Source organism: Corynebacterium urinipleomorphum (assembly GCF_900155535.1).
Lineage (GTDB): Bacteria > Actinomycetota > Actinomycetes > Mycobacteriales > Mycobacteriaceae > Corynebacterium > Corynebacterium urinipleomorphum.
This window is the reverse complement of record NZ_LT706963.1, coordinates 128,878-150,106: the sequence shown is the minus strand read 5'-3', so window position 1 is coordinate 150,106 and position 21,229 is coordinate 128,878. Positions and strand designations below refer to the sequence as shown.

General features: G+C 64.7%; 18 protein-coding genes and 1 pseudogene. 9 read left to right on the top strand and 10 right to left on the bottom strand.

From position 1 onward, the window contains the following. The first annotated feature begins 16 nt into the window (after window positions 1-16). Window positions 17-1,498 (top strand): amino acid permease, encoded by a 1,482-nt coding sequence (locus CZ338_RS03530; RefSeq protein WP_087116934.1) that lies wholly within the window; start codon window positions 17-19, stop codon window positions 1,496-1,498. A 21-nt stretch (window positions 1,499-1,519) separates the two neighbouring features. Here CZ338_RS03530 and CZ338_RS03525 read toward each other — a convergent pair whose 3' ends face one another. Further along, window positions 1,520-1,810, bottom strand: a complete 291-nt coding sequence (locus CZ338_RS03525; protein ID WP_087116933.1) for a hypothetical protein — start codon at window positions 1,808-1,810, stop codon at window positions 1,520-1,522. Window positions 1,811-1,941: 131 nt separating this feature from the next. After that, the gene (locus tag CZ338_RS03520; RefSeq protein ID WP_087116932.1) at window positions 1,942-2,688 is read right to left on the bottom strand and encodes a TSUP family transporter; all 747 of its coding nucleotides are present in this window, start codon (window positions 2,686-2,688) and stop codon (window positions 1,942-1,944) included. Between the two features lie 26 nt (window positions 2,689-2,714). On the opposite strand from CZ338_RS03520, the gene CZ338_RS03515 reads away from it, so the two are divergent. Continuing rightward, window positions 2,715-3,767 (top strand): AbrB family transcriptional regulator, encoded by a 1,053-nt coding sequence (locus tag CZ338_RS03515; protein WP_235839418.1) that lies wholly within the window; start codon window positions 2,715-2,717, stop codon window positions 3,765-3,767. Window positions 3,768-3,854: 87 nt separating this feature from the next. On the opposite strand, the gene CZ338_RS03510 is transcribed toward CZ338_RS03515, so the two are convergent. Then, a complete protein-coding gene (locus CZ338_RS03510) occupies window positions 3,855-5,507 on the bottom strand; it encodes a DUF885 domain-containing protein (protein WP_087116930.1) in 1,653 nt (550 codons plus the stop codon). 130 nt (window positions 5,508-5,637) lie between these two features. Between CZ338_RS03510 and CZ338_RS03505 the strand changes: the two genes are divergently transcribed. Next, the gene (locus CZ338_RS03505; RefSeq protein WP_087116929.1) at window positions 5,638-6,714 is read left to right on the top strand and encodes an ROK family transcriptional regulator; all 1,077 of its coding nucleotides are present in this window, start codon (window positions 5,638-5,640) and stop codon (window positions 6,712-6,714) included. A gap of 77 nt (window positions 6,715-6,791) precedes the next feature. On the opposite strand, the gene CZ338_RS03500 is transcribed toward CZ338_RS03505, so the two are convergent. The 3 genes from CZ338_RS03500 to amn form a co-directional block, all read right to left on the bottom strand. Continuing rightward, the gene (locus CZ338_RS03500) at window positions 6,792-7,976 is read right to left on the bottom strand and encodes a glycosyltransferase 87 family protein (RefSeq protein ID WP_162287300.1); all 1,185 of its coding nucleotides are present in this window, start codon (window positions 7,974-7,976) and stop codon (window positions 6,792-6,794) included. A 150-nt stretch (window positions 7,977-8,126) separates the two neighbouring features. Then, window positions 8,127-9,095, bottom strand: a complete 969-nt coding sequence (locus CZ338_RS03495; protein ID WP_087116927.1) for a Sir2 family NAD-dependent protein deacetylase — start codon at window positions 9,093-9,095, stop codon at window positions 8,127-8,129. Then, window positions 9,092-10,474 carry an AMP nucleosidase gene (gene amn / locus CZ338_RS03490; protein ID WP_087116926.1) on the bottom strand — a complete coding sequence of 461 codons (1,383 nt, stop codon included), beginning with the start codon at window positions 10,472-10,474 and terminating at the stop codon, window positions 9,092-9,094. The genes CZ338_RS03495 and amn overlap by 4 nt, the downstream gene beginning before the upstream one ends. Window positions 10,475-10,525: 51 nt before the next feature. On the opposite strand from amn, the gene CZ338_RS03485 reads away from it, so the two are divergent. Genes CZ338_RS03485 through CZ338_RS03475 form a run of 3 tightly spaced genes read left to right on the top strand, consistent with a single transcriptional unit; the run spans window position 10,526 to window position 14,609 of the window. Beyond that, a complete protein-coding gene (locus CZ338_RS03485; RefSeq protein WP_087116925.1) occupies window positions 10,526-11,533 on the top strand; it encodes a serine hydrolase in 1,008 nt (335 codons plus the stop codon). 11 nt (window positions 11,534-11,544) lie between these two features. Continuing rightward, window positions 11,545-13,050, top strand: coding sequence for a M20/M25/M40 family metallo-hydrolase (locus CZ338_RS03480; RefSeq protein WP_087116924.1), 1,506 nt, complete (start codon window positions 11,545-11,547; stop codon window positions 13,048-13,050). 56 nt (window positions 13,051-13,106) lie between these two features. Next, window positions 13,107-14,609 (top strand): succinic semialdehyde dehydrogenase, encoded by a 1,503-nt coding sequence (locus tag CZ338_RS03475; RefSeq protein ID WP_087116923.1) that lies wholly within the window; start codon window positions 13,107-13,109, stop codon window positions 14,607-14,609. Window positions 14,610-14,782: 173 nt separating this feature from the next. Here the strand turns inward: CZ338_RS03475 and CZ338_RS03470 are convergent, their stop codons facing one another. Beyond that, the gene (locus tag CZ338_RS03470; RefSeq protein ID WP_087117269.1) at window positions 14,783-15,868 is read right to left on the bottom strand and encodes an HNH endonuclease signature motif containing protein; all 1,086 of its coding nucleotides are present in this window, start codon (window positions 15,866-15,868) and stop codon (window positions 14,783-14,785) included. A 283-nt stretch (window positions 15,869-16,151) separates the two neighbouring features. After that, a complete protein-coding gene (locus CZ338_RS03465; RefSeq protein WP_087116922.1) occupies window positions 16,152-17,351 on the bottom strand; it encodes an alpha-amylase family protein in 1,200 nt (399 codons plus the stop codon). A gap of 120 nt (window positions 17,352-17,471) precedes the next feature. Between CZ338_RS03465 and CZ338_RS03460 the strand changes: the two genes are divergently transcribed. The 3 genes from CZ338_RS03460 (at window position 17,472) to CZ338_RS03450 (ending at window position 18,871) form a co-directional block, all read left to right on the top strand. Continuing rightward, window positions 17,472-18,065 carry a TetR/AcrR family transcriptional regulator gene (locus tag CZ338_RS03460; RefSeq protein WP_087116921.1) on the top strand — a complete coding sequence of 198 codons (594 nt, stop codon included), beginning with the start codon at window positions 17,472-17,474 and terminating at the stop codon, window positions 18,063-18,065. A 92-nt stretch (window positions 18,066-18,157) separates the two neighbouring features. After that, the gene (locus CZ338_RS03455) at window positions 18,158-18,385 is read left to right on the top strand and encodes a helix-turn-helix transcriptional regulator (protein WP_087116920.1); all 228 of its coding nucleotides are present in this window, start codon (window positions 18,158-18,160) and stop codon (window positions 18,383-18,385) included. A 9-nt stretch (window positions 18,386-18,394) separates the two neighbouring features. Beyond that, on the top strand, window positions 18,395-18,871 hold the full coding sequence (locus CZ338_RS03450) for a hypothetical protein (protein WP_087116919.1): 477 nt from the start codon (window positions 18,395-18,397) through the stop codon (window positions 18,869-18,871). A gap of 407 nt (window positions 18,872-19,278) precedes the next feature. Here CZ338_RS03450 and CZ338_RS03445 read toward each other — a convergent pair. Both CZ338_RS03445 and CZ338_RS03440 read right to left on the bottom strand, forming a co-directional pair. After that, window positions 19,279-20,523, bottom strand: a pseudogene (locus CZ338_RS03445) (glutaminase); the annotation flags it as partial. Window positions 20,524-20,562: 39 nt separating this feature from the next. After that, window positions 20,563-21,210 (bottom strand): MIP/aquaporin family protein, encoded by a 648-nt coding sequence (locus CZ338_RS03440; RefSeq protein WP_087116917.1) that lies wholly within the window; start codon window positions 21,208-21,210, stop codon window positions 20,563-20,565. Window positions 21,211-21,229 lie beyond the last annotated feature (19 nt).

Below are 21,229 nucleotides of genomic sequence, written 5' to 3'. Positions count from 1 at the left end.
AGTAAGTTAAACCCCTATGAGCACTGCCCAAAGCCAACGCACCCACTCGGTGACCATCTGGACGCTGGTGTCCCTCATCATCGGCTCCACAGTCGGATCCGGAATCTTCGCCCTCCCGCAGAACATCGCCTCCGTGGCCAGCCCCGGTGCGATGCTCATCGGCTGGGCGATCGCGGGTGTGGGCATGCTGTCTATCGCGTTCGTGTTCCAAATCCTCGCGCGGCGCAAACCGCACCTGGATTCCGGCGTGTACTCCTACGTGCGCGCGGGCCTGGGCGACTTCATCGGCTTCACCTCCGGCTGGGGCTACTGGCTCGGCTCGGTCATGGCGCAGGTCGGCTACGCCACCCTGTTCTTCGGTACGCTCGGCCATTACCTGCCGTTCTTCGACCAGGACAACCCGTGGGTCATGGCGCTCACGGTCTCCGTGCTCACGTGGGGCATCTTCTTCGCGCTCACCCGCGGCGTGAAGCAGGCGGCGTTGATGAACTTGGTCACCACAATCGCAAAGCTCGTTCCCATTTTGGCGTTCATCGTGCTCATCGCTTTTGTGGGCTTCAGCTGGGACAAGTTCACCCTCGACTTCTGGGGCGAGAACTCCGGCATCCCGCTGTCGGAGCAGATCCAGGGCATCATGCTGTTCACCGTGTGGGTCTTCATCGGCATCGAGGGCGCGTCAGTGTACTCCAAGCAGGCGCGCTCCCGCCAGGATGTCGGCCGCGCGACGGTCATCGGCTTCCTGTCGGTGCTGGCCCTGCTCGTCGCGGTGTCCACGCTTTCCTACGGCGTGCTCACCCGCGAAGAACTCGCAGCGCTTCCGGATAACTCCATGGGCGCGGTCCTCGAAGCAGCCGTCGGCCCGTGGGGCGGCGCGCTCATCTCCGTGGGCCTGTGCCTGTCGGTGCTCGGTGCCTACATTTCCTGGCAGATGCTGTGTGCGGAACCGATCGTGATGATGGCCTCCGACGGCCTCCTGCCCAAGCGCCTGGCCAACACGAACGAGGCCGGCGCACCGTACATGGCGCAGCTGGTGTCCACCGCGGTGGTCCAGTTCTTCGTCATCCTCTTCTTCGCCAACGAGACCTCTTATAACGCGATGGTGCAACTAGCCACCATCATGTACCTGCTGCCGTACATCTTCTCCGCGCTCTACCTCGTCCTCCTCGCCGTGCGCGGCAAAGGCCTGACGCACCCGCACGCAGGATCGCGTTTCGACGACTCCGGCCCCGCCATCTCCTCCTCCGACAACCGCCGCCACCTGGTGATCGGCATCATCGGATTCATCTACTCGTTGTGGCTGATCTACGCCGCCGACCCCGTTTACGTCCTTTTCGGCGCCCTTGCTGTCATCCCTGGCCTGATCCCCTACCTCTGGACGCGCCGCGCCAACAACGAGAAAGCCTTCAACACCTTTGAGTGGGTCGTCGTCGCCCTTGTCATCGTCGGCGCGATCGCCGCTGTGGTGGGCCTGGCCAACGGGTCGCTCGTTCTGGAATAACCGGGCAGCACCGTCACCCCGTCACCCCGTCATTGACAGGATGAAGTCAGAGGACACCGCCACGAATTCGTTATCGAGTTCGTGGCCGGCTTCCACGAGCGTGAGGTTCTCCGGCAACTCCTCCCTAGTAGCTATGGCGACTGCGAGCGCCGGCAGGGATTCCGAGTCAGCGACGATGTGCAGCTGCTCGATGGTGGTGCCGGAGACGAATCTCAACACGGCATCCACGATCTCTTCGGCCTGCTGGGTGTCCACCGGCTCCGCCTCGGACTGGGCGACCGTGACCGCCATGGCCGTCTTGGTTTGAATCATGGGGAACGACCCTAGACCCGCCCCCTGAGGAAAGTCTGTGGCGGGCTATGGGCTCAGCCGGTAGTTGCAGTGCGCGAAAACCGGGACGCAGAACGAACCTAAGACGCGCCCAACTCGAGCGCAGAGGACGTTCAGAGCTGGAACGCCAAGTACGTCGACAGCACGACAACCAGCGTGAGCAGCGCGTACCGCACCAGCTTCGCGCCGCCGCCGAGCACCGTCCGGGCACCGATCTGCGCGCCGGCGACATTCGCCGCAGCGAGCGCGAGAGCCAGCGGCCAATCGACGAACCCGGCTGAGATGAACACCCCCAGCGCGCCGATATTTGTCGCGGTGTTGACCACCTTCGCCATCGCCGCCGAGCGCAGGAAGTTCTGCGCGAACAACGCTGTGAACCCCATGATGAGGAACATTCCGGTGCCGGGGCCGAAGGTGCCGTCGTAGAACCCGATCACCGCCACCAAGCCGGCGGCACCGAGAACACGGCTGCGCGTCACCACTGCAGGCGTGTCCGCGGACCCCGTCCCGAACTCCGGTTTCACCGCCACGAACACCCCCACGGCGATAAGGAGGGCGAGGATGGCGGGGCGGAGCAGGGAGGCGTCGATAAGCGAAGCTGCGAGCGCACCCGCTGCCGACAGCGCCCCGGCGATGAGCGCGTAACCCCAAGTGCGGCGGGGTACGCCCACGCGGCGCACGAGCGTGACCGCCGCCGACGCCGTGCCCGAGACAGCCGCGAGCTTATTCGTCGCCAGAATCGCCGCGGGCGGCATCGGTGTCGCCGCCATGAGCACCGGGATGAGAATCAAGCCGCCGCCCCCGATCACCGCATCCACCCAGCCGGCGAGAGCTGCGGCGGCGACCAAGACGGCGAACATAGGCCCCCACGCTACTATGACGAAACGTGGAACAACGCAGCCGATGGATGATAGTCGCGCCGCTCTCGGTGCTCCTCGGATACCTGCTTGCCCTCCTGCACGTTCCCGCCGCGTGGATCCTGGGCGCGATCGTCGTGTCGGGCATCTCCGCTTTGGGCACGGGCCGTGAGCTGAAGATCAACGCCAAGTTCTACAACTTCTGCCGCGGCATTATCGGCGTGCTCGCCGCCGTGCCCCTGGCGGGTGTGCCTCCCGCGGAGTTGCTGCACTACCTGCTGCCTGGACTCGCGTCTGCAGCGGTGATCATCGGCATCGGGTTCGTCGGCGGACTTTCACTCGCGCGGTACGCCGGGCCCCAAGGCATCAGCCGCGAGACCAGCGTGCTGTCGATGCTCTCCGGCGGGGCGTCGATCATGATGAGTCTCGCTACCGAACTCGGCGCAGACATGCGCTACGTCGCTCTCACCCAGTACCTGCGTTTGCTGGCGGTGTCGATGACGCTGCCACTCGTCGCGTCGTTCCTCACACGCCCCGGTGCGAATCACGCCGAAGGCCTGGAAACTACCTGGTGTATGTGGCTGTTGGTCATCGCAATCGCGTTCGTCGGCGACCCGATCGCGCGCAAAGTCCACCTGCCGGCACCGGCAGTGTTCGGGCCTCTGATCCTCACCGCCGTCATCACAGCGGTGTTGCCCGTGCCCATCGCCCCGCCAGAGCCCCTGGCTGTCATGGCGTTCATGTCCATCGGCTGGGCGTGCGGCGGCGGTTTGAGCGTGCCCGCCCTGAAACGATTCGCGCGGCTGCTGCCAGCCACCATCACGTTCATCGTGGTGGTCATGGCATCGTGTGCCGCAATGGGGTACGTGGTGGCAAAGTGGCTGGGCATCACGTTCTTCGAGGGCTACCTGGCCACCAGCCCCGGCGCGATCGAAACGGTGCTGGCGCTGTCGTCGGAAGGCGGGGGCGGCCCAGCAGTGGTGGCGCTGCAGCTCATCCGGCTGATCTGCATTCTCATCTTCGCCGGCTCCCTACCGAGGATTCTGCGGGCGATGGACCGGCACAAGAACGGCAGGGGGTAGCTGGCGCACCACGCCGCGACCAGAGAACTGCGGCGGGAGCAGCACGCGAAAACGGCGGGCGCGAGCTACGAGTGTGAGCCGCGAAAACTAGCGGCAGAGCACCTCGCGGGCGAGCATGTCCATCGGCATGGAGCCCAGGCGCAGGGCTTTGTCATGGAATTCACGCAGCGTCATGCCCTTCTCGCGGGCCTTTTCACGCAGGTCCATCCAGTCACGGTAGCCGAGGGCGTAGGAGGTGGCCTGGCCGGGCCAGCCCATGTAGCGGTCGAGCTCGAAGCCTAGGTTCTGCTCGTTCATCGCGGTGTTGTCGCGGAGGAACGCTTTCGCGTACGAGGCATCCCAGTGACCGGTGCCGTCGGGAGTCTTCTTGTGCAGGTGGACGCCGATGTCGACGGCGACGCGGGCGAGGCGCATGCGGAGGGAGTCGAGCAGGCCCATGCGGTAGCCGGGGTCGTCGAAGTAGCCCAGGTCTTCCATCAATGTCTCGGCGTAGACGGCCCAGCCCTCGCCGTGCGCGGCGTTCCAGTTGAGGGTGCGGCGCCACAGGTTGAGGGTGTTGCGCTGGGTCATGGCAATTCCCTGCTGGACGTGGTGGCCGGGCACCCCCTCGTGGCAGATGCGGGCGAGTTCGTGCCAGGCGTGGAAGCCGTCCTGCCCCTGGGGTACGGACCACCAGAGGATTCCAGGGCGCAGGAGGTCCTCCGACGGCGGGGTGTACATCATTCCGCCGGTGCCGGCGGCATCCACGCGGCAGTCGAGGTTCTTGATCTCCTCGGGCAGTGTGAACATTTCGCCGTCGAGGCGCCCGATCATCTGGTCGGAGACCTTCTGCATCCACTCCACGAGCTTGTCGTTGTCGGTGAGTGTGTAGCGGGGGTCTTCATCGAGGCGTCGATAAGCGCCGCGTGCCGTGCATTCTCCGCCGAAGAGGTCGCGGGCGACGTCTTGCTGTCGCTCCACGATCTGTGCGAGGGCATCGAGCGACCATGTGTACGCCTCGTCGAGGTCGATCTCGCGGCCGAGGAAGAACTGGGAGAACAGTTCGTAGCGCTCACGGCCGACGGAATCCTCGTGGGACGCCAGCGGGGCGAGCTCCGTGGACAGCCAATCAGCCATCTCCGCGAACGCGTACTTCGCCTGCGACACAGGCTCAGAATCGACGTCCAGCCCCATCGACTCCAGCAAAGAGCCGTCCTCAGCGAGAGCCTCGCACTGACTGATCACAGCATCAATTTGGCGTTGCGACGCCACGTCGCCCTGCCCTGCCGCCTCCGCCAACGACTCGCGGTAGCCGGCCAACGACCGCCGCACGCACAGCATGCGCTCGGCAAGATTGTGCAGGTCCTCCTCCGTCTCCTTCGGCATCACGGTGAGAGCGTTGCGGATGATCTGCACCGGCGACGTGACGTTGTTGAGCATTCGGAGGTTCTCTCCGCGGTGGTGCAGCTCCAGCTCCACCATCATGCGGTCGCGCAGAATCGCGCTGGTGACGTAGTCGACTTCGTCGAAATCGTCTTCGTCGTCGGAGGCATCAGTGCCGTCGTAAAGCGCATCGACGTCGGCGATGAGGTCGCGGATGCGGTCGGCGATGTCGTTCCAGTGCTCCGGGCTGAAATCCTGCAGCTGGTCGTCGTGGCCGGGAATGCCGAGCTCCGTGGCAAGCGTCGGCGAGAGCTCGGCGAGGTCGTAGACGAAATCCTCACAGGTAGCGTCGAGGAGCGATGGGGCGCGTTCACTCATAAGTGCAGAGTCTAACCCTGTCGGGGCAGTTTGGGCATTCCGGAAGCACCCCGCCCAACTAGTCCGCTTAGTGCAGTCTTTCGCGGACCGAATGGACAACATTGTCTACCAGGGTTCTACAATGTGATGCATGAAATCCTCGTGGTCTGCGTTCTCGCGCCCCCACAACCCCGCCGCGAAGTGCTTGCACTTGGTGAGGTTGAACACGGTGACGTCGAGAAGCGAGCTGGTTGTCGCGACAGGTCTGTCGCAGCCCACGGTGACCCGCGCGATCGCCGCGCTCATGTCCGCAGGCTACGTCAACGAGCGGATGGACCTCACGAAATCGCAGGGACGCGGCCGGCCGATCATTCCGCTGGAACTCGCCGAGCTCACGCCCGTCTTCGCCGGGATTTCGGTGGGAACGACCGCCACGTACATCGCGCTCTTCGACATCAAAGGCCGCACGATCCGCGACGCGGACGTGGACTTGCCCGTCGCGGACGTGAGCCAAGACGACTTCATCCAGCACATCATGGCGGGCCTCAACCGCCTCATGGCGGACCTCGACCGCCCGCTGGCCACCGTCGGCGTGACCACATCCGGCGCAGTCAGCCCCGACGGTGTTGTCAACGCACCCAACCTCGGCTGGCACGACGTCAACATCGGCGACCAGCTGAACGAGCAATTCTCCGTGCCCGTCACCGTGTCGTCCGCGGTAGCGGCGATCATCGGCTCCGAAATCCAGTCCGGCGACATCATCGGCGACGCGCCCATCATGGCGATCTTCGCGGACGATTCCATCGGCGCCGCCGTCACCGAAGACAAACGCGTCCTGCCCATCGCCGTCGACCGCGGGGACCTGACCACGCACGGATTGCTGGACAGCATCGAACACGGACATTCGCTTATCGACGCCGTCCAGCTCTCCCACACCCACCCCCCCATCCGTTCTGCCCTGGACCGCCGCGCCGAAGACCTCGGCGAAGTAGCCGCGCAATTGATGGAGGCTCACGGCGCCTCCACCCTGGTCGTTGCCGGGTCCGCGTTTCTCGACGACCCGAAAGCCCCCGCCGTCTTCGCCCGCACTGTCCGCCAGACCCTGCCCGGCGGTGCCGATGCCAGCCTGCGCATGATCCCGACCCACCGCGAAATGGTGCGCGATATCGCCCGCGCGGTCGCTCTCGACCTCGTGCTGCGTGAGCCCCTGGCGGTGACGCTGCCCTAGCGCTGCTGCGCGAGCCCCTGGCGGTGTCGCTGCCCTAGAGCTGCTGCCCTAGCCCCGATGTCCCTGCCCGAGCGCTTCTAGCGTCTTTCTCGCCGCTCCAGCAGCATGTAAGCGACGTAGCCGACCAAGAACAGCACCGCCGCAGGCACGTACATCCAGGACAACCCGACGCCCGGTTGGTCTTCCCAGAGCAAGTTAGAAGGGACGTTCTCTGCGACGAACGGCGCGCAGACAAGCACCAATGCGCCCACGGACAAGAGTCCCGCGACCTGCCATCGCGCGGCGTTTTCCCTGGTGAAGCGAGCTGCAGCCTGGTTCACGGCGACGAAGACGCTCACGGCCACCGGCACGATCCATACCCAGTGGTGGTACCACGTGAACGGGGAGACAAGGCACGCACCAAAGCCGGTGACACCGACGGCGACGGGGAGACAGTCCCGCTCGACAGCGAAGTACGCAGCGACAGCGACCAGAGCGATAACAAGGAGCACGACGACCAGCCAGACTGCACCGGACTCGACCCCGAAGTTGCGCACCAGCACCGACTTGAGCGACTGCGCACCAGGATTGAGGTGGTCGCCGACGCGACTGGAGTTGAAGATGGCATCCGTCCAGAAGACTTTCGCGTCGGGGACAAAGACGAAGCCGAGCAGCACGGTCACGAGGAATGTGAGGAAGCTGCCCAGCGCAGCCCACCAGCGCCGCTGAATGAGGAAGAGGATACCGAAGAACGCCGGCGTGAGCTTGATGCCCGCCGCCAGCCCCACGCCGATGCCCGGCAAGCGGTATTTGAGCGGCAGGAAGTCGAGGCACACCAGCAGCATGAGCACCACATTGATCTGCCCCCAGAACAGTGTCGCGTGGAGAGGCTCAGTGCCCAGCAGGAAGAACACCGTGAGCAGCGGGATGATGAGCACGAACGAGGGGCGTTTCACGTTGATATTCAGCCGTCTCACACTGAACCAGATCACAGCAGCTGCGCAGACGACGGTGGTGGTGTGCCAGATCGCGGTGACGGTGTGATCGTCGAGAGCGCTCACCCATGCGAAGATCAGGCCCGAAAACGGCGGGTAGGTGAATGGCAGGTCTTTGAAGATGGCGCCCTCGTAGAGGTTGACACCGTCGGTGACGCGTTCGCCGCCGCGCATGTAGATCCACAGGTCCAGCGGCACATCGGTCTTGAACACGCTGTTCATGACATTCCAGTTGGCGACGTAGCGCAGCGCAATGAGCGCTACAAGCACGCTTAGGCTTGCGATCACGGTCATACGTCCTGCCAGCTCTTTCACCCTTTGAACGCTACCCTGACGCGGCCGTAATACGGGTGGACGGCGCACCGGGGGCCGGGGTTTGCCAGATTTGCCAGGTTTGTTTCAGAACCGAACTACCGCGCGGGGCGGGAAGGGGGCTGCTTAGAGGTCCAGAGCGTCGAGAAGCGCGTCGAGCGCGTCGCCGACGTCGGTGCGCCACAACGTCGCCGCCTTCGTGTCGGCGCGGCCGGGCCCGCCGTTGATCACGGCGACGGGTTTGCCGGCGGCGCGCGCGTCGAGGACCAGGCGGTACCCGCTCATCACAGCGAGCGAGGTGCCCACCGCGAGCAGCGATGTCGACGCATCCAACCATTTGCCAGCCGCTTGTCGACGCTCCCTCGGCACGTTCTCCCCGAAATACACCACATCCGGTTTCATGCGCCAGCCCCCGCACCGGGTGCAGGCGACCATGGTGAAGGCTTCGACGGCCTCCTCCGGCAGTTCAACGTCGCCGTCGGGGTTGATCATGGAATCGGTGACCAAGACTGACTGCAGGTAGGTGGGGTTGGAGGCTTGGAGGCGGGCGTCGAAAAGCGATCTGTCCTCTTTGAACCCGCAGTCGAGGCACACGACATGCTCCATGTCCCCGTGGAGCGCGATCACGTTGCGGGAGCCGGCTTTGAGGTGCAGCCCGTCGACGTTCTGCGTGACGATGCCGCTGATCAGCCCTGCCCGCTCCAACTCCACCAGCGCGAAATGCGCGCGGTTCGGCGACGTGGCGCGCATCTGGCGGATGCCCACGAACGCGCGAGCCCAGTAGCGGCGCACCGCCGCCGGGGAATGCGCGAACTCCTGGTACGTCATCGGCCGCCCCTTGGACAAGCGACCGCCCGGCGAGCGGTAATCCGGGATGCCTGACGCCGTTGACACCCCTGCACCCGTGATGACCAGGGCCGGGCCGTCGCGGAGCAGAGCTGCGATGTGCTCGAGCGCCTCCTGCGGCGGCGTCGGCTCCGCCGTCTCGTGCACGACGCGCTCGATGGAGCGGATTGCGCTGCGGTGCGCGAGCTCGACAGCCGGGTCAGTGAATTCAGGTTCGGGGAAGCTTTCGGGGAAGCTGGAGCGCGTCACCGGAACGGGACCTCGCCCTGCGCGCGGCGCAGTTTGCGGGTGCGCAGACGCTCCGGGTGCTTGGCCAGTCGCTCCATCGCGCGCACCGCGCACATGACGTGCGCTTCCTTCGAGTTGGAGTAGAACGCCTGCGCCGCCGCCGGGAGCTTCGGCACGGCGTGCAGCGGCAAGTCGGATACGGCGAGCAGCGTGCCGTACGGCACCCGGTAGCGGTACCCGTTGGCGGCGATGGTGCAGGACTCCATGTCCACAGCCGCTGCTGTGGAGTTGCGTAGCCACTCCCACAGATCGCGCGGCGCCTGCCACTCCCAGTTGCGGTCGTCAGTGGACAGGACGGTGCCGGTGCGCATGAGCGACTGCTCTTCGTCGCCGTAGATCTTCTTCACGGATTTCTCCAGCGTGCGCTGGATTTCCGGCACCGCGGGGATCGGCGTTTCGGGGTCTATGTGGTTGTGCAGGACGTGGTCGCGGCGCTCGTACGCGTTGCCCAGGATGAGGTCGCCGATGCGCATGCGGGCGTCCAGGCCGGCGCAGTGGCCGATCATGATCCAGCACTCGGGCCGCAGCACGGCCAGGCAGTCAGTGATCGTTTTCGCGTTCGACGGGCCCACACCGATGTTGATCATGGTCACGCCGTTGTTGCCCTCAGCCACGAGGTCGAAGCGCGGCATCTGGTAGTTCGAGGCCAAGTCCATCGCCAGCGCGTCGATGCCGTCCACGTCGCCGCGTTCAATGCGGGTACCGTTGGGGAGGATGAGGGCGTTGTAGCGCGTCGTGTCGTCCGCAAGCTGGCTCAGCCCGAATTTCACGAACTCGCGCGTGTGCATCTCGTAGTTGGTGAACAGGATGAATTTCTGCACCGAGTCCACCTCGATGCCGGTGTAGTGCTCGATGCGGGCGCAGGCGATGTCGAACCGCTGCGGCCCGAAGTGGAATAGGGGTTTCTCCGCACCGTGGAAGGCGTCCCAGTCGCCGTCGATGATGGCATCGTGGACGTCGTCAAGCGTGGGGCGCGGAACTTTCGCGTCGGCGCCGCGCTTCGCACCGCGGATGTACTCGGGCGCGATGCCGATGTCGGAGTAGCCCACGGAAATCTCCGCGTCGTAATTATCCACGAGGCACCGCAGCTGGTGGCGCAGGTAGCCCGACATCAGGTCCGGGCGCGACACCGCCGCCGAGTAGACCCCGGCCTCGTCGACGTAGCCGAACGGCTCCGAACGGTCGATCGGCTTCCATTCCTTGATGTTCACCGCGATCTTCGGGTACAGCACGTCCGCGTAATCCCCGCCATCGCGCGCAACATCGCAGGCAGCGGCATACAGCTCGATCAGCTTATCGACGGCCCCGTCAACGCTTCCCACAACCTCTAACGCTCCCATGCGCCCAACCCTACTGAAAACACGGAAACTAACGGGCTAGAGTGCTCATCTGTGACCAACCCCGTCAACATGAAGCGCCGCCTCGCAGCTCTCCTGGTCGTGCTTCCGCTCGCGCTCGGATCGTGCTCGAGCCAGGACCCTCAATCCCCGGAGACCTCCGCCGAATCGGCCGCCCCCGCGCCTGATGGCGACGACTCGCAGATCGACGGGCTCGAGGACCTCGACAGCAAAGTCGCCGCGATCGAAGAGCAAACCAACACCCAAATCGGCTTTTCGCTTTACGACGGCACCCACGCCACCAACGCCGGCTCCGGCGGCGCCCTCCCCGCGTGGTCCACGATCAAAGTCCCGATCGCTCTGACAGCTCTAGAACACTGCGATGACAGAGACTTCGTCGTCGAACAGACCACCGCCGCCATCGACTGGTCCGACAATGATGCCGCTTTCGCCCTCTGGCGCTGCATCGGCTCCGACGAGGAAGCGAGCCGCCTAGTCGGCGAGGAAATCGCAACCTCCGGTGTTTCCGTGCACGTGGAGCCTGCCTTTGGCACCACCACCTGGCCCATCCCCGCCCAGGCCCGGTACGCCCAGCACCTCGCCTCCATCCCCGCCGACAACCCCGTCATCCAGGAGATGCACAAGATCGACGCGGAACACAGCTACGGGCTGGGCACCATCGCCGACATGCCGTTCAAAGGCGGCTGGTCAGATGCCGACGACGGATCCTTCCATGTCCGCCAGCTCGGCTTCTTCACCGCCGACGGCACCGACTATGGCATCGCCATCGCCGCCCGCTCCCTCCTCGGTTCCGAACAAGACTGCCACGATGCTCTCGATCAGCTCGCAGCCCTTTTGACCAGCTCCGATCTCCAGCTGCGCGCGAAGGATAAACCGGTCCTGCCTGGCCACGCTGACTCTGAGCATGCTGAGAACGCCGAGCATGCTGAGAACACTGAGCATGCTGAGAACGCCGAAGAGCCGGCCGGAACTGACGACAAGGAGAATGCGGCCGCCGCAGAGGGCGCGGAAGACGCGGGCGCCGACACCGAGAACAGTTGAAGGAAGACGCAATGACATCACCGAAGACGCTCGAGAAGACGACCGTCGAGCTACTGAAGACGTTGATCCGCAACGCCTGCGTCAACGACCTCACCCCGGACTCAGGCCAGGAAATCCGCAACGCAGAGACTCTCGAGGCCTTCTTCGACGGCACCGGCGTAGAGATCCGCCGCTTCGAGCCGCACCCCGGCCGCGTCTCCGTCGCGTTCACCGTTCCGGGCAGCGACCCCGATGCCGAACCGCTCACGCTGCTCGGGCACACCGACGTGGTTCCCGTCGACGAAGACAAGTGGACCACCGACCCCTTCGGCGCTGAGACCGTCGAAACCGAAGACGGCGCGCGTATCTACGGCCGCGGCGCCACCGACATGCTCTTCATCACCGCCGGGATGGCCGCGGTGACCAGGGAAGTCGCCGTCTCCGCGCAGGCCGGCTCCCCACCCCGAGGCACGCTCACTTTCGTCGCGTGCGCCGACGAGGAAGCTCGCGGCGGTCTCGGGGCAGGCTGGATAGCCGAGCATGAGCCTGAAGCATTCAGCTGGCGCAACTGTCTTTCGGAGACCGGCGGTTCACACATCCCGGTGCGGACCGCACGCGACGGTGCGTCTGAGAACGGGAACGGTGACGCCGGAGCGGACAGCGAGGGAAACGACGCAGAGCAGGTGCAGGACGCGGAAGACGCACAGCACGCAAAGCAGACACAGCACATGAAGCGGGCGCGAGACGCGGAGGACGCGGAGGACGCGCACCACGCGATCGTTGTTGTCGTCGGCGAGAAGGGCGCGGCGCAGCGCCGCATCACCATCCACGGCGATGCCGGCCACGGCTCCGCTCCGTACGGCCGGGAGATCACCGTCGGTCTCATCGGCGAAGTGGCGCGCCGCTTGAGCTCCATCGAACCGGATGTCGTCTCCGACGACCTGTGGCAGGGCTACATCCGCTCCTTCCGCTTTGACCCGGAAACCGAGGCAGCACTCATCGCGGGCGAGAACTACGAGGCACTCGGTCCGCTCGCACGCTACTCGCACGCCATGAGCCACCTCACCGTCTCACCGACAGTGTTGCGGGCCGGCGGCGCCATCAACGTGCTGCCGTCCACCGCGTACGTGGAGTTAGACATCAGGCCGTTGCCGGGGCAGGGGCAGGGGGACGTCGATAAGCTATTGCTCGAAGCTCTCGGCGACCTGGCCGAACGCGTCGACATCGAGCACTTGATCACTGAAGATGCGACCCGCTCCCCCACCTCCGGGCCGCTTTACCGAGCGATCGAGGACACCTGCCGCGAATTCTTCCCCGACGCCGACATCGTGCCCACCATCGCCGCCGGCGGCTCCGACCTCCGCTTCGGACGGCGGCTCGGCGGCGTCGGCTACGGCTTCGCGCTCCACGCCGCGGGACGCAGCTTCGGCGAAGTGCTCGACCAACTCCACTCCCACGACGAATTCGTCCACGTCGAAGACGTCGAACTGACCGCGCGCGCCTACCGCAGCCTCGTGCGGCGCTTCCTGGGCGTTTAATTTTTCTCCCCAAAGGACATGTGCGGGGTGGTGCCCGTGCATTATCTTTGGAGGTTATGACGACGCAGCTCAACCAGGATAATTCGACAAAAACCATCACCAACCCGGCTGACGGCTCCATCGTCGGCACCACCAACTACCACTCCGCGGACACCGCCCGGGAATACATCGAGCGCGCCCGCGCCAAGCAGCCAGAATGGGCCGCCACCCCGGTCAAAGAGCGCAAGAAGATCATGCTGCGCTACCACGACCTCGTACTCAAGCACCAGGCTGAGCTGCTCGACCTGATCCAAGACGAAAACGGCAAGAACCGCCGCTCCGCTTTCGAGGAAGTCCTCGACAGCGCCCTGACCGCCCGCCACTACGCGTACCGCGCGGGAAAGGTGCTGAAGAACGAACGCGCCAAGGTCGCCCTGCCGATCGCCACCAAGACCCACGTCGAGCACTCTCCCGTCGGCGTCGTGGGCATCATCGCACCATGGAACTACCCACTCGTGCTCGCGCTTTCCGACGCCATCCCCGCCATCCTCGCCGGCAACACCGTCGTACTCAAACCCGACTCCTCCACCCCCCTCACCGCGCTGCGCGCCGCCGAGCTCTTCGCTGAAGCCGGTTTGCCCAAAGACGTGTTGAACGTCGTACCCGGGTCCGGCCGCGAAGTAGGTCAGCTCCTCGTCGAAGAAACCGACTACCTCATGTTCACCGGCTCCACCGCCACCGGCGCGAAACTCGCCGCCCAGGCCGGCGAACGCCTCATCGGCTTCTCTGGAGAGCTCGGCGGCAAGAACCCGCTGATCGTCACCGCCGACGCCGACGTGGACAAAGTCGTCAGCGGTGTCCGCCACGCCTGCTTCTCCAACACCGGACAGCTGTGCATCTCCATCGAGCGCATCTACGTCCACCGCGACGTAGCCGACCGGTTCATTCCGGCGTTCGTGCGATGCGTGGAAAAGATGCGCATCGGCGGCGGCCACGACTGGAACATTGACATGGGCTCCCTCATCAACGAGGACCAGGCAGACACCGTCGCCGAATTCGTCGACGACGCCGTGAACAAAGGCGCAACCGTCGCCACCGGCGGCAAGCGCCTACCCGACTTCGGCCCCGCCTTCTACGCCCCGACCGTGCTGCTCAACGTCCCCGAGGACGCCAACCTGTACCGCGACGAAGTCTTCGGTCCGGTCGTCTACATCGAAGTCGTCGACTCGCACGAGGAAGCCATCGCCAAGGCCAACGACACCGAGTACGGCTTGAACGCCTCCGTCTTCGGCAAACCGTCCACTGCACACGAGATCGCATCCCAGCTCCAGGCCGGAACCGTGAACATCAACGAAGGCTACGGTGCCGGGTGGTCCTCCATCGGCGCACCGATGGGCGGGTGGAAGCGCTCCGGCGTCGGCCGACGCCACGGTGATGGCGGTCTACTCAAGTACACCGAATCCCGCACGGTCGCCGAGCAGCGCATCGTCCCCATCGCCGGCCCCGACGGCATCGCCCCCGAGAAGTGGGCACAGGCCCTCACCCTCGCCCTCAAGTACGGCCGCGACCTCATACGCTAGTCGCAATCAGGCACACTGAACCGGCCGTGGGGCGTGTTTCGCCCCCGGCTGGTCCAGTTGTTAGCGTTTTCCCGCTCCGTCTCCTCGACCCAATAGTTTCGGCTGGTCCCCGCCCCTTAGTTCAGCTGGCCCACTGGTCGCTGGTCTTTGTGGCCCGGCGTTATTCCCGTTGTTTATTCGCGTTGTTTTCCGAATAACAGGTGCATCGCGCCGTATTGGTGGGTGGTGTTCGCCGCCGGTCTTCCCCTTGGGGATACCCACACCGGGGTCCCTGCTCTGATTTCGATGCGTCCCCGGTGGTGGCGGGTGGGGTCATCGTCGTTGGTGCGGTTGTGGTACCTGCACACCACCGCCAGGTTGTTCATGTTGGTTTGTCCGCCGCGTGACCACGCGGTGACATGATGCACCTCGCAGTTATCAGCGGCATGCCGGCACCCCGGCACCGGGCACGTTGTGAGTGTTGCTCGGGCAAGGTCACGCTGCTTCGCGTTGGCGAACCGTTTCGTGTCGTACAGGTTCACCGCACCCGCCTGCGGATGGAAGATCGCTACTTCCAGATCCTCACCATGGAACCGGGCCAAATACTCCGCACCAGTGATCGTGGTGCCGTCAGATAGTCCCAGGATGGTGTCGTTGCCCTCACCACGCAGAATCCTCGTGTGCTCTTCGAGTGGCACCACCACCAGTGGGCGGGGTACAGCATCAGCTACACCACCCTCGCCGCGCAGAATGTCGGTCAGTGCTTCATACATCTGTGGGCCCGCAGGACGCCCCGGATCCAGGTTCCGGCGCAAGGCATACTCCAAGGCGGCGATGAAACTAGCGTCACCCGTGGCGGTAAAGGAGCGTTTGCCTTTCTTCGGTGCGCTGAACCGCACCGCGGACACCGGGGCCGAGGCGTCCTGATCGGGATCGGGGATGATGGTCTTCGCACGCCGGCGCAGAGTGTTGTAGTCACCCGGCACGGACAATAAGGCAAGCCGTAGTCGCCACGTCTCACTTGCCGGCGTTATGGGCTTCAATTGGTTCTCAATGAACACCAACTGATCCAGAGACTTCCCCGTCTCCCGGGCGATCCGGATCGCATGGGCTTGCTGACGGGTAAACCGGGTTGTGCCGTAGTAGGCGTTGAAAGCGAGTTTCCAGTCACGGACGTTGGCGGGGTTAGCACCGGCATCGAGAAGCACCTGGGCATCAAAATGCGCCAGGGCATCAACGGCGCTGCCGGTAGCGCCCACGTGGACTGCGAACTCGTTCATGCCCCACACGCTAAAACCCGCCAACCACGAAGAAAAGGGCACGACCCGGAACCTGTGGATAACCGTCGACGCCGCCGAAGTTATCCACAACCCCCGGTTCCATCACACTTGGAAACCGCCCTCTGACATGCGCAAAAGGGCGGTTCCATCCATCGCGAAGAAAAACTAGCGGGCGTGACGGGCGAGGTGCTCGGTGTCGACGGCGTTTGAAGGCTATTTGTTGCCGGGATGACAGGTGGAGCAAGCTTGGCCCACAGATTGTGGGTACCAGCGGGGGGTTCGCTCAGGGCACCCACTCGTAGATAGTCCCAGCTGCGTCGGTATCAGACGCAGAAGAGGCGGAGCGGATGCGGAGGCCGGGGGCGGGGGTGAGCCAGGCGTCGATAAGCAGTTGCTCGTTGTCGGCGAAGACGCGGTAGCTGATGGTCTCGTTGGTTTTGTCGAGGACCTCGATGTCGGCGCGGGTGAGCCACTGGTTGCGGCGGCGCAGGCCGATGAGTGCTTGGTGTTCGCGGTAGATCCACGCGCCGAGCTCGGACAGGTCGCCAGGGGTGGCGGGCAGCGCGGGGCGGACGGCGTCGTCGGCGCTGAAGCCTTCGCCGCGGATCCCTTCGAAGCCTTGCTCGTCGCCGTAGTAGATGCTGGGCATGCCGGGCAGCGTCATGAGGATTCCGAGGGCGAGGATCTCCTTGTCCTGGCCGACTTTGCTGGCGATACGGTCAACGTCGTGGTTGCCGATGAACGTGTTGGTGAGCAGCTGCGCGGACACGTCGCGGTGACGGGACAGGGCGTGGTCAAGCTCCCAGAAATTCTCGTCCTGCAGCGAGCTCCAGATGGCTTTCCACAGCTCGTATTGGGTGACGGCGTCGAGGGTGCCGTCGTGTGCGATCTGGGCGTAGTCACCGTGGATGACTTCGCCGAGGAAGAGGGCGTCGGGGTAGTCGGCGCGCACGCGGGCGAGCACGTCGGACCAGAATTCGGGCGGAACGGAGTACGCGACGTCGAGGCGCCAGCCGGCGATGCCGCGCGCGAGCCAGAATTTCATGATGTCCGCGACCATGTCGCGCACGCGCTCGTCGTCGTGGTGCAACGTGGCCAGCTCGTCGTGGCCCTCCCACGAGGTGCTGCCAGCAAGGCCCTTATCGACGGCCGCGTGGCTCGCCGCCACATGGTTGAACACCCCGTCGAGCATCACTTTGATGCCGCGCTGGCGGCAGGCGTCCATGAGCCGGTCGAAGTCCTCGTTGGTGCCTAGGCGGGAGTCGATGCGGTAGTGGTCGAGGGTGTCGTAACCGTGGCCGACGGACTCGAAAATCGGGCCGAGAAGCAGTCCGTCGCAGCCGAGCTCGATCAGGTAATCCAGCCAGGGCTCCAATTGGCGGAGGCGCGGCGCGGCGTCGCAGCCGTCCCCGGCGCGGTCGCGGATCGGGGCGCCTATCGCGCCGAGGGGGTAGACGTGCCACCAGATCGTGCTGTCGAGCATGGTTCCTCCTGCCACTTGGACCTGTTGTGGAGCGCGAAAGACGAGCGGTATTGAGCGCTACTCAATAACGAGGTCGATGGTACCAGCACAATGTTATCGTTCTAGGTTATTGTTCTAGCCATGGTTCAACAGGGCAGCGGTAAAGGTGCGCGGCGCAGGCTGCCCGTCGAGCAACGTCGGGCTCAAATCCTGGACGTGGCTGGCGCTCTCTTCGCGGAGAACGGCTACAACGGTGTCTCCACACTCACGGTGGCGCAGGCGTGCGGCGTGTCGGAGGGGCTGCTCTTCCACCACTTCCTGTCCAAAGCCGAGATCTACGCCGCGGTTGTGGAACGGCGCTTGAACCGCCTGGACGAAGCGATGCGAAACGCGGTGGACGGCATGCCGCCGAATTCACCGAAGCGGGATACGGTGCGCGCACTGATTGTCACGTATCTCGACCACATCGCGGAGGAGCCGCTCTCCTGGGCGGCGGTGACTCGGGGGGACACACCGGCGGAGGCGCAGTTTGTGGGGATTGAGAGGAGGGATGGGGTCGTCGATAAGCTGCTTGCTCTGGTCGGCGACCGTTCGATCGCTGTGTCCGGTTTCCTTGGGTTCGTGGAGGCTGTGTGCTTGGACTGGGTGGACGCGGGGTGCCCGAATGAGAGTAGAGAGCCGATCATCGCGGCGTCGCTGGGAGCGCTGGAAGGAGCGCTCGGCGACTGGGGATAGCCGACAATTTGCCTATTTTCCTTTACATCGCGTCATGTTTGTTTTAGCCTGTGACTAGATCGATCTACACCGGCAACTGAAAACACTGCACCATGACCGAACCTGAGACCCAACCTGAACACCCGAACATGGTCCGCCAATGGCGGCGCTGGAACGACCTCTCCCAAGCGGAACTCGCGCAACGGGTCGGGGTTTCCCGCCAGACGGTGGCCAATATCGAACGAGAGAACTACTCCCCGTCCGTCCACCTCGCGCTGAATATCTGCCGCGAACTGGGCAAGACAGTCGAGGAAGTCTTCGGGGACGAACAAGGAAGGTGAACCCGCACAATGGCTATTTCGCAAACAATCGAGACGCTCGTGATGCCGCGCTCCACCAAACAGCTTGGCGACGAATACCAGGAGCTCATGTACCACAAATCCTCCACCGTGACCGCCGCCCTCGTGCCGCTCTTTTCCGTGCTGGCCGGTGCAATCCTGGCGTGGAGTCTGGACGGATCGCAGTCCCTGCTGGCACTCGTCGCATTCCTGCCGGCGGTCGTGCCGGGTCTGATCGGCTCGCTGTGGCTGAAGAATTACGTGCCTCGCCCAGCGTTGACGTGGCGTGACACCCACCCGATGCTGCTCGCCGTCTACGCCGTACTCACTGTTGTCATGCTGGTGGGCATCGCTGTGCGCATGGGCTCCTCGAGCTTCCTCACTGGGGCCGTCGCTGGAGCAGTGGTGGCTGTGTTCCTGGTCCCCGTCATAGCGAAGCGCACCCGCAAGCGCGACGAGGACCGCCTCAACGCGCAGTACAGCGACTAAACTCAAGAACCGATTCCGCATCTCATCGCGGCTGGGCCCGGACGACGGGCCCAGCCGTCCGCGTTCTTGCCCCGGTTGGCCCCGGCTGGGCCCCGTCAGTCCCGATTGATCAGGGGCTCGAGGCGCTGGCGGATGCGCTCGTGCCAGCTCTCGGCCGCCTCCTCGAAGTTCGGCTTCAGCCCGCGGTGCGTGAGGTGCACGCGGGTGCTGCCGTCTTCGTCCTCGTCGAAATCGAAGATGAAGTCTTCGCCGGTCGGCTCGCTGTGCAGCACGATGCGCTGGCCGTCGTCCACCTCGTCGACGGTGAACCCGGATCCGGATTCGGCGTCCTCCCACCATTCCTGCGGCTTGGAGACGACGCTGTAGGCGTCCTGGGGCGAGGCAGTGACAGTGAAGGAATCGGTGAAGTCCTGGATGGACTCCACGTGGGTGCCGTCGGAGAACTCGTAATCCGGCATCGCGGAATCCGGGTCGTACACCGCGACGTCGAATCCGTTCTCGCGGAACTGGCGGAGGCCCTCCTTGATCAGGCGGCGGCCGGCCAGGTTGAAGGAGGTCACATGGGAGAAGTCCAGGACGAGTTCTTCGCCCACGAGGTCGCGTTCCACCAGGTCGTGGAGGATGGCCTCAGCAGCAGTGAAGTTGATCATGCCCTGCAGTTCAACGACGTTGGTGTCGCCTTCACGCCGCACCGAACGGATGCCCGGCGCGGAGTAGTAGTGCGAACCCATCATGTGCAGACCCAGAGTCTTTGACAGGCGGCGGAAGATCTCCACGCCGCGGACGGAATTGCCCTTCTCATTCAGGCGCGGGGAGAGTGACGCGGCGCCCAACTGCCCGGGCAGGGTGCCGATCAGCCCGCCAGCCACGCCGGATTTCGCCGGGATGCCCACGGTGCTCATCCACTTGCCGGAGCCGTCGTACATGCCGGCGGACGCCATCACGGACTGGGTGAGGCGGCACGCCTGCGCGCTGAGGACCCGCTCCCCCGTGACGGGTTGAACGCCGCCGTTGGCCAATGTCGCGGCCATGACCGCTAGGTCCTTCACGGTCACAAGGATCGAGCACTGGCGGATATAGCTGGTCACCGCGTCATCGACTTCGTCCTCGATGATCTTGTATTCGCGCAGCATGTGGGCCAGCGCCATGTTGCGGTCGGCGCTGGAGAGCTCAGCTTGGACAATCTCTTCGTCGAAACGGAGTTGGCGCCCCGCCAGTTTGGAGAATTCGTCCAAGACCATGGCGGAGCGCTCTTCGACGGTGGCGTCGGTGCCGGCAACGAGTTGGTTCACCGCGATCGCCCCGGCGTTGATCATGGGGTTGGTGGGGCGCTTTGTGTCGTCGTCAAGCGAAAGCTCGTTGAATGCCTCGCCGGACGGCTCCATGCCCACGACGCTGTGAACATTTTCCACCCCGCCTTGGTCGAGCGCGATGGCGTAGACGAAGGGCTTGGAGATGGACTGGATGGAGAATTCGTACTCGTCGTCCCCCACGGAGTACAGGTTTCCGCTTCGCGTGCACAGCGCGAGCGCGAGCTTGTCCGGGTCGGCGGTGCGCAGCGTTTCAATGTAGTCGGCGTTCTCGCCGTCCGTGATGTCCCGGACATCGTCGAGGATAGTGTTCAGATATCCGGGGATGGGGGTGTTAGGCATGTCGGCCAGTGTAACGGCGGCATGCCGGGGGCGCTGGGGTTACGCCTGCAGGTCGTGCTCGTGGTCAGCGGGGCTGAGCACGCGGAAGCACAGAGCGGCGAGCGCGGCACCCACGAACGGGGCGAGGATGTAGATCCACAGGTTGCCCCAGCCGAAGTTGCCGTTGACCGACAGGCCGAGGGCCACGGCCGGGTTGAAGCCGCCGCCGGAGATCGGGCCGACGGCGAAAGCGCCGGTCATCACAGTCGCGCCGATGGCCAGGCCGTAGAAAGAGTTGCCGTCATTTGCCTTCGCGGTGGCGACGTTGAGGACGACGAAGACGAGGATGAAGGTGAACAGAGCCTCGACGATGAAAGCGGAACCAGTCTGGATCTGCGCGGATTCTTCAGCCACGGGCAGCACTGCGCGGCAGATCAGTGCGCCGGAAATGGCACCGAGCGCCTGCGCGACCCAGTAGATGAGCATCTCGGTGGCAGTCATCGCACCGCGGATCCACGCACCGAGGGACACAGCCGGGTTGAGGTGGCCGCCAGAGATGTGGCCGGTGGCGTACACGAGCACCATCAGGGCAAGGCCGATGGCGACGGGAGCGAACGGCCCAGCCTCAGCAACAGCGGTGATGATGGCGAACACGAAAAGCAGGGTGGCCAGGAACTCAGCACCGGCCTTGCGCGCGAAATCGTTCATGAAGTTTTCTTTCTTGACA

Excerpts from the sequence above, each read along its gene's own strand:
- CZ338_RS03530 (WP_087116934.1), top strand. The coding sequence starts at position 17 with ATGAGCACTGCCCAAAGCCAACGCACCCACTCGGTGACCATCTGGACG.
- CZ338_RS03525 (WP_087116933.1), bottom strand. The coding sequence starts at position 1,810 with ATGATTCAAACCAAGACGGCCATGGCGGTCACGGTCGCCCAGTCCGAG.
- CZ338_RS03520 (WP_087116932.1), bottom strand. The coding sequence starts at position 2,688 with ATGTTCGCCGTCTTGGTCGCCGCCGCAGCTCTCGCCGGCTGGGTGGAT.
- CZ338_RS03510 (WP_087116930.1), bottom strand. The coding sequence starts at position 5,507 with ATGAGTGAACGCGCCCCATCGCTCCTCGACGCTACCTGTGAGGATTTC.
- CZ338_RS03505 (WP_087116929.1), top strand. The coding sequence starts at position 5,638 with ATGAAATCCTCGTGGTCTGCGTTCTCGCGCCCCCACAACCCCGCCGCG.
- amn (WP_087116926.1), bottom strand. The coding sequence starts at position 10,474 with ATGGGAGCGTTAGAGGTTGTGGGAAGCGTTGACGGGGCCGTCGATAAG.
- CZ338_RS03480 (WP_087116924.1), top strand. The coding sequence starts at position 11,545 with ATGACATCACCGAAGACGCTCGAGAAGACGACCGTCGAGCTACTGAAG.
- CZ338_RS03475 (WP_087116923.1), top strand. The coding sequence starts at position 13,107 with ATGACGACGCAGCTCAACCAGGATAATTCGACAAAAACCATCACCAAC.
- CZ338_RS03470 (WP_087117269.1), bottom strand. The coding sequence starts at position 15,868 with ATGAACGAGTTCGCAGTCCACGTGGGCGCTACCGGCAGCGCCGTTGAT.
- CZ338_RS03465 (WP_087116922.1), bottom strand. The coding sequence starts at position 17,351 with ATGCTCGACAGCACGATCTGGTGGCACGTCTACCCCCTCGGCGCGATA.
- CZ338_RS03460 (WP_087116921.1), top strand. The coding sequence starts at position 17,472 with ATGGTTCAACAGGGCAGCGGTAAAGGTGCGCGGCGCAGGCTGCCCGTC.
- CZ338_RS03455 (WP_087116920.1), top strand. The coding sequence starts at position 18,158 with ATGACCGAACCTGAGACCCAACCTGAACACCCGAACATGGTCCGCCAA.
- CZ338_RS03450 (WP_087116919.1), top strand. The coding sequence starts at position 18,395 with ATGGCTATTTCGCAAACAATCGAGACGCTCGTGATGCCGCGCTCCACC.
- CZ338_RS03440 (WP_087116917.1), bottom strand. The coding sequence starts at position 21,210 with ATGAACGATTTCGCGCGCAAGGCCGGTGCTGAGTTCCTGGCCACCCTG.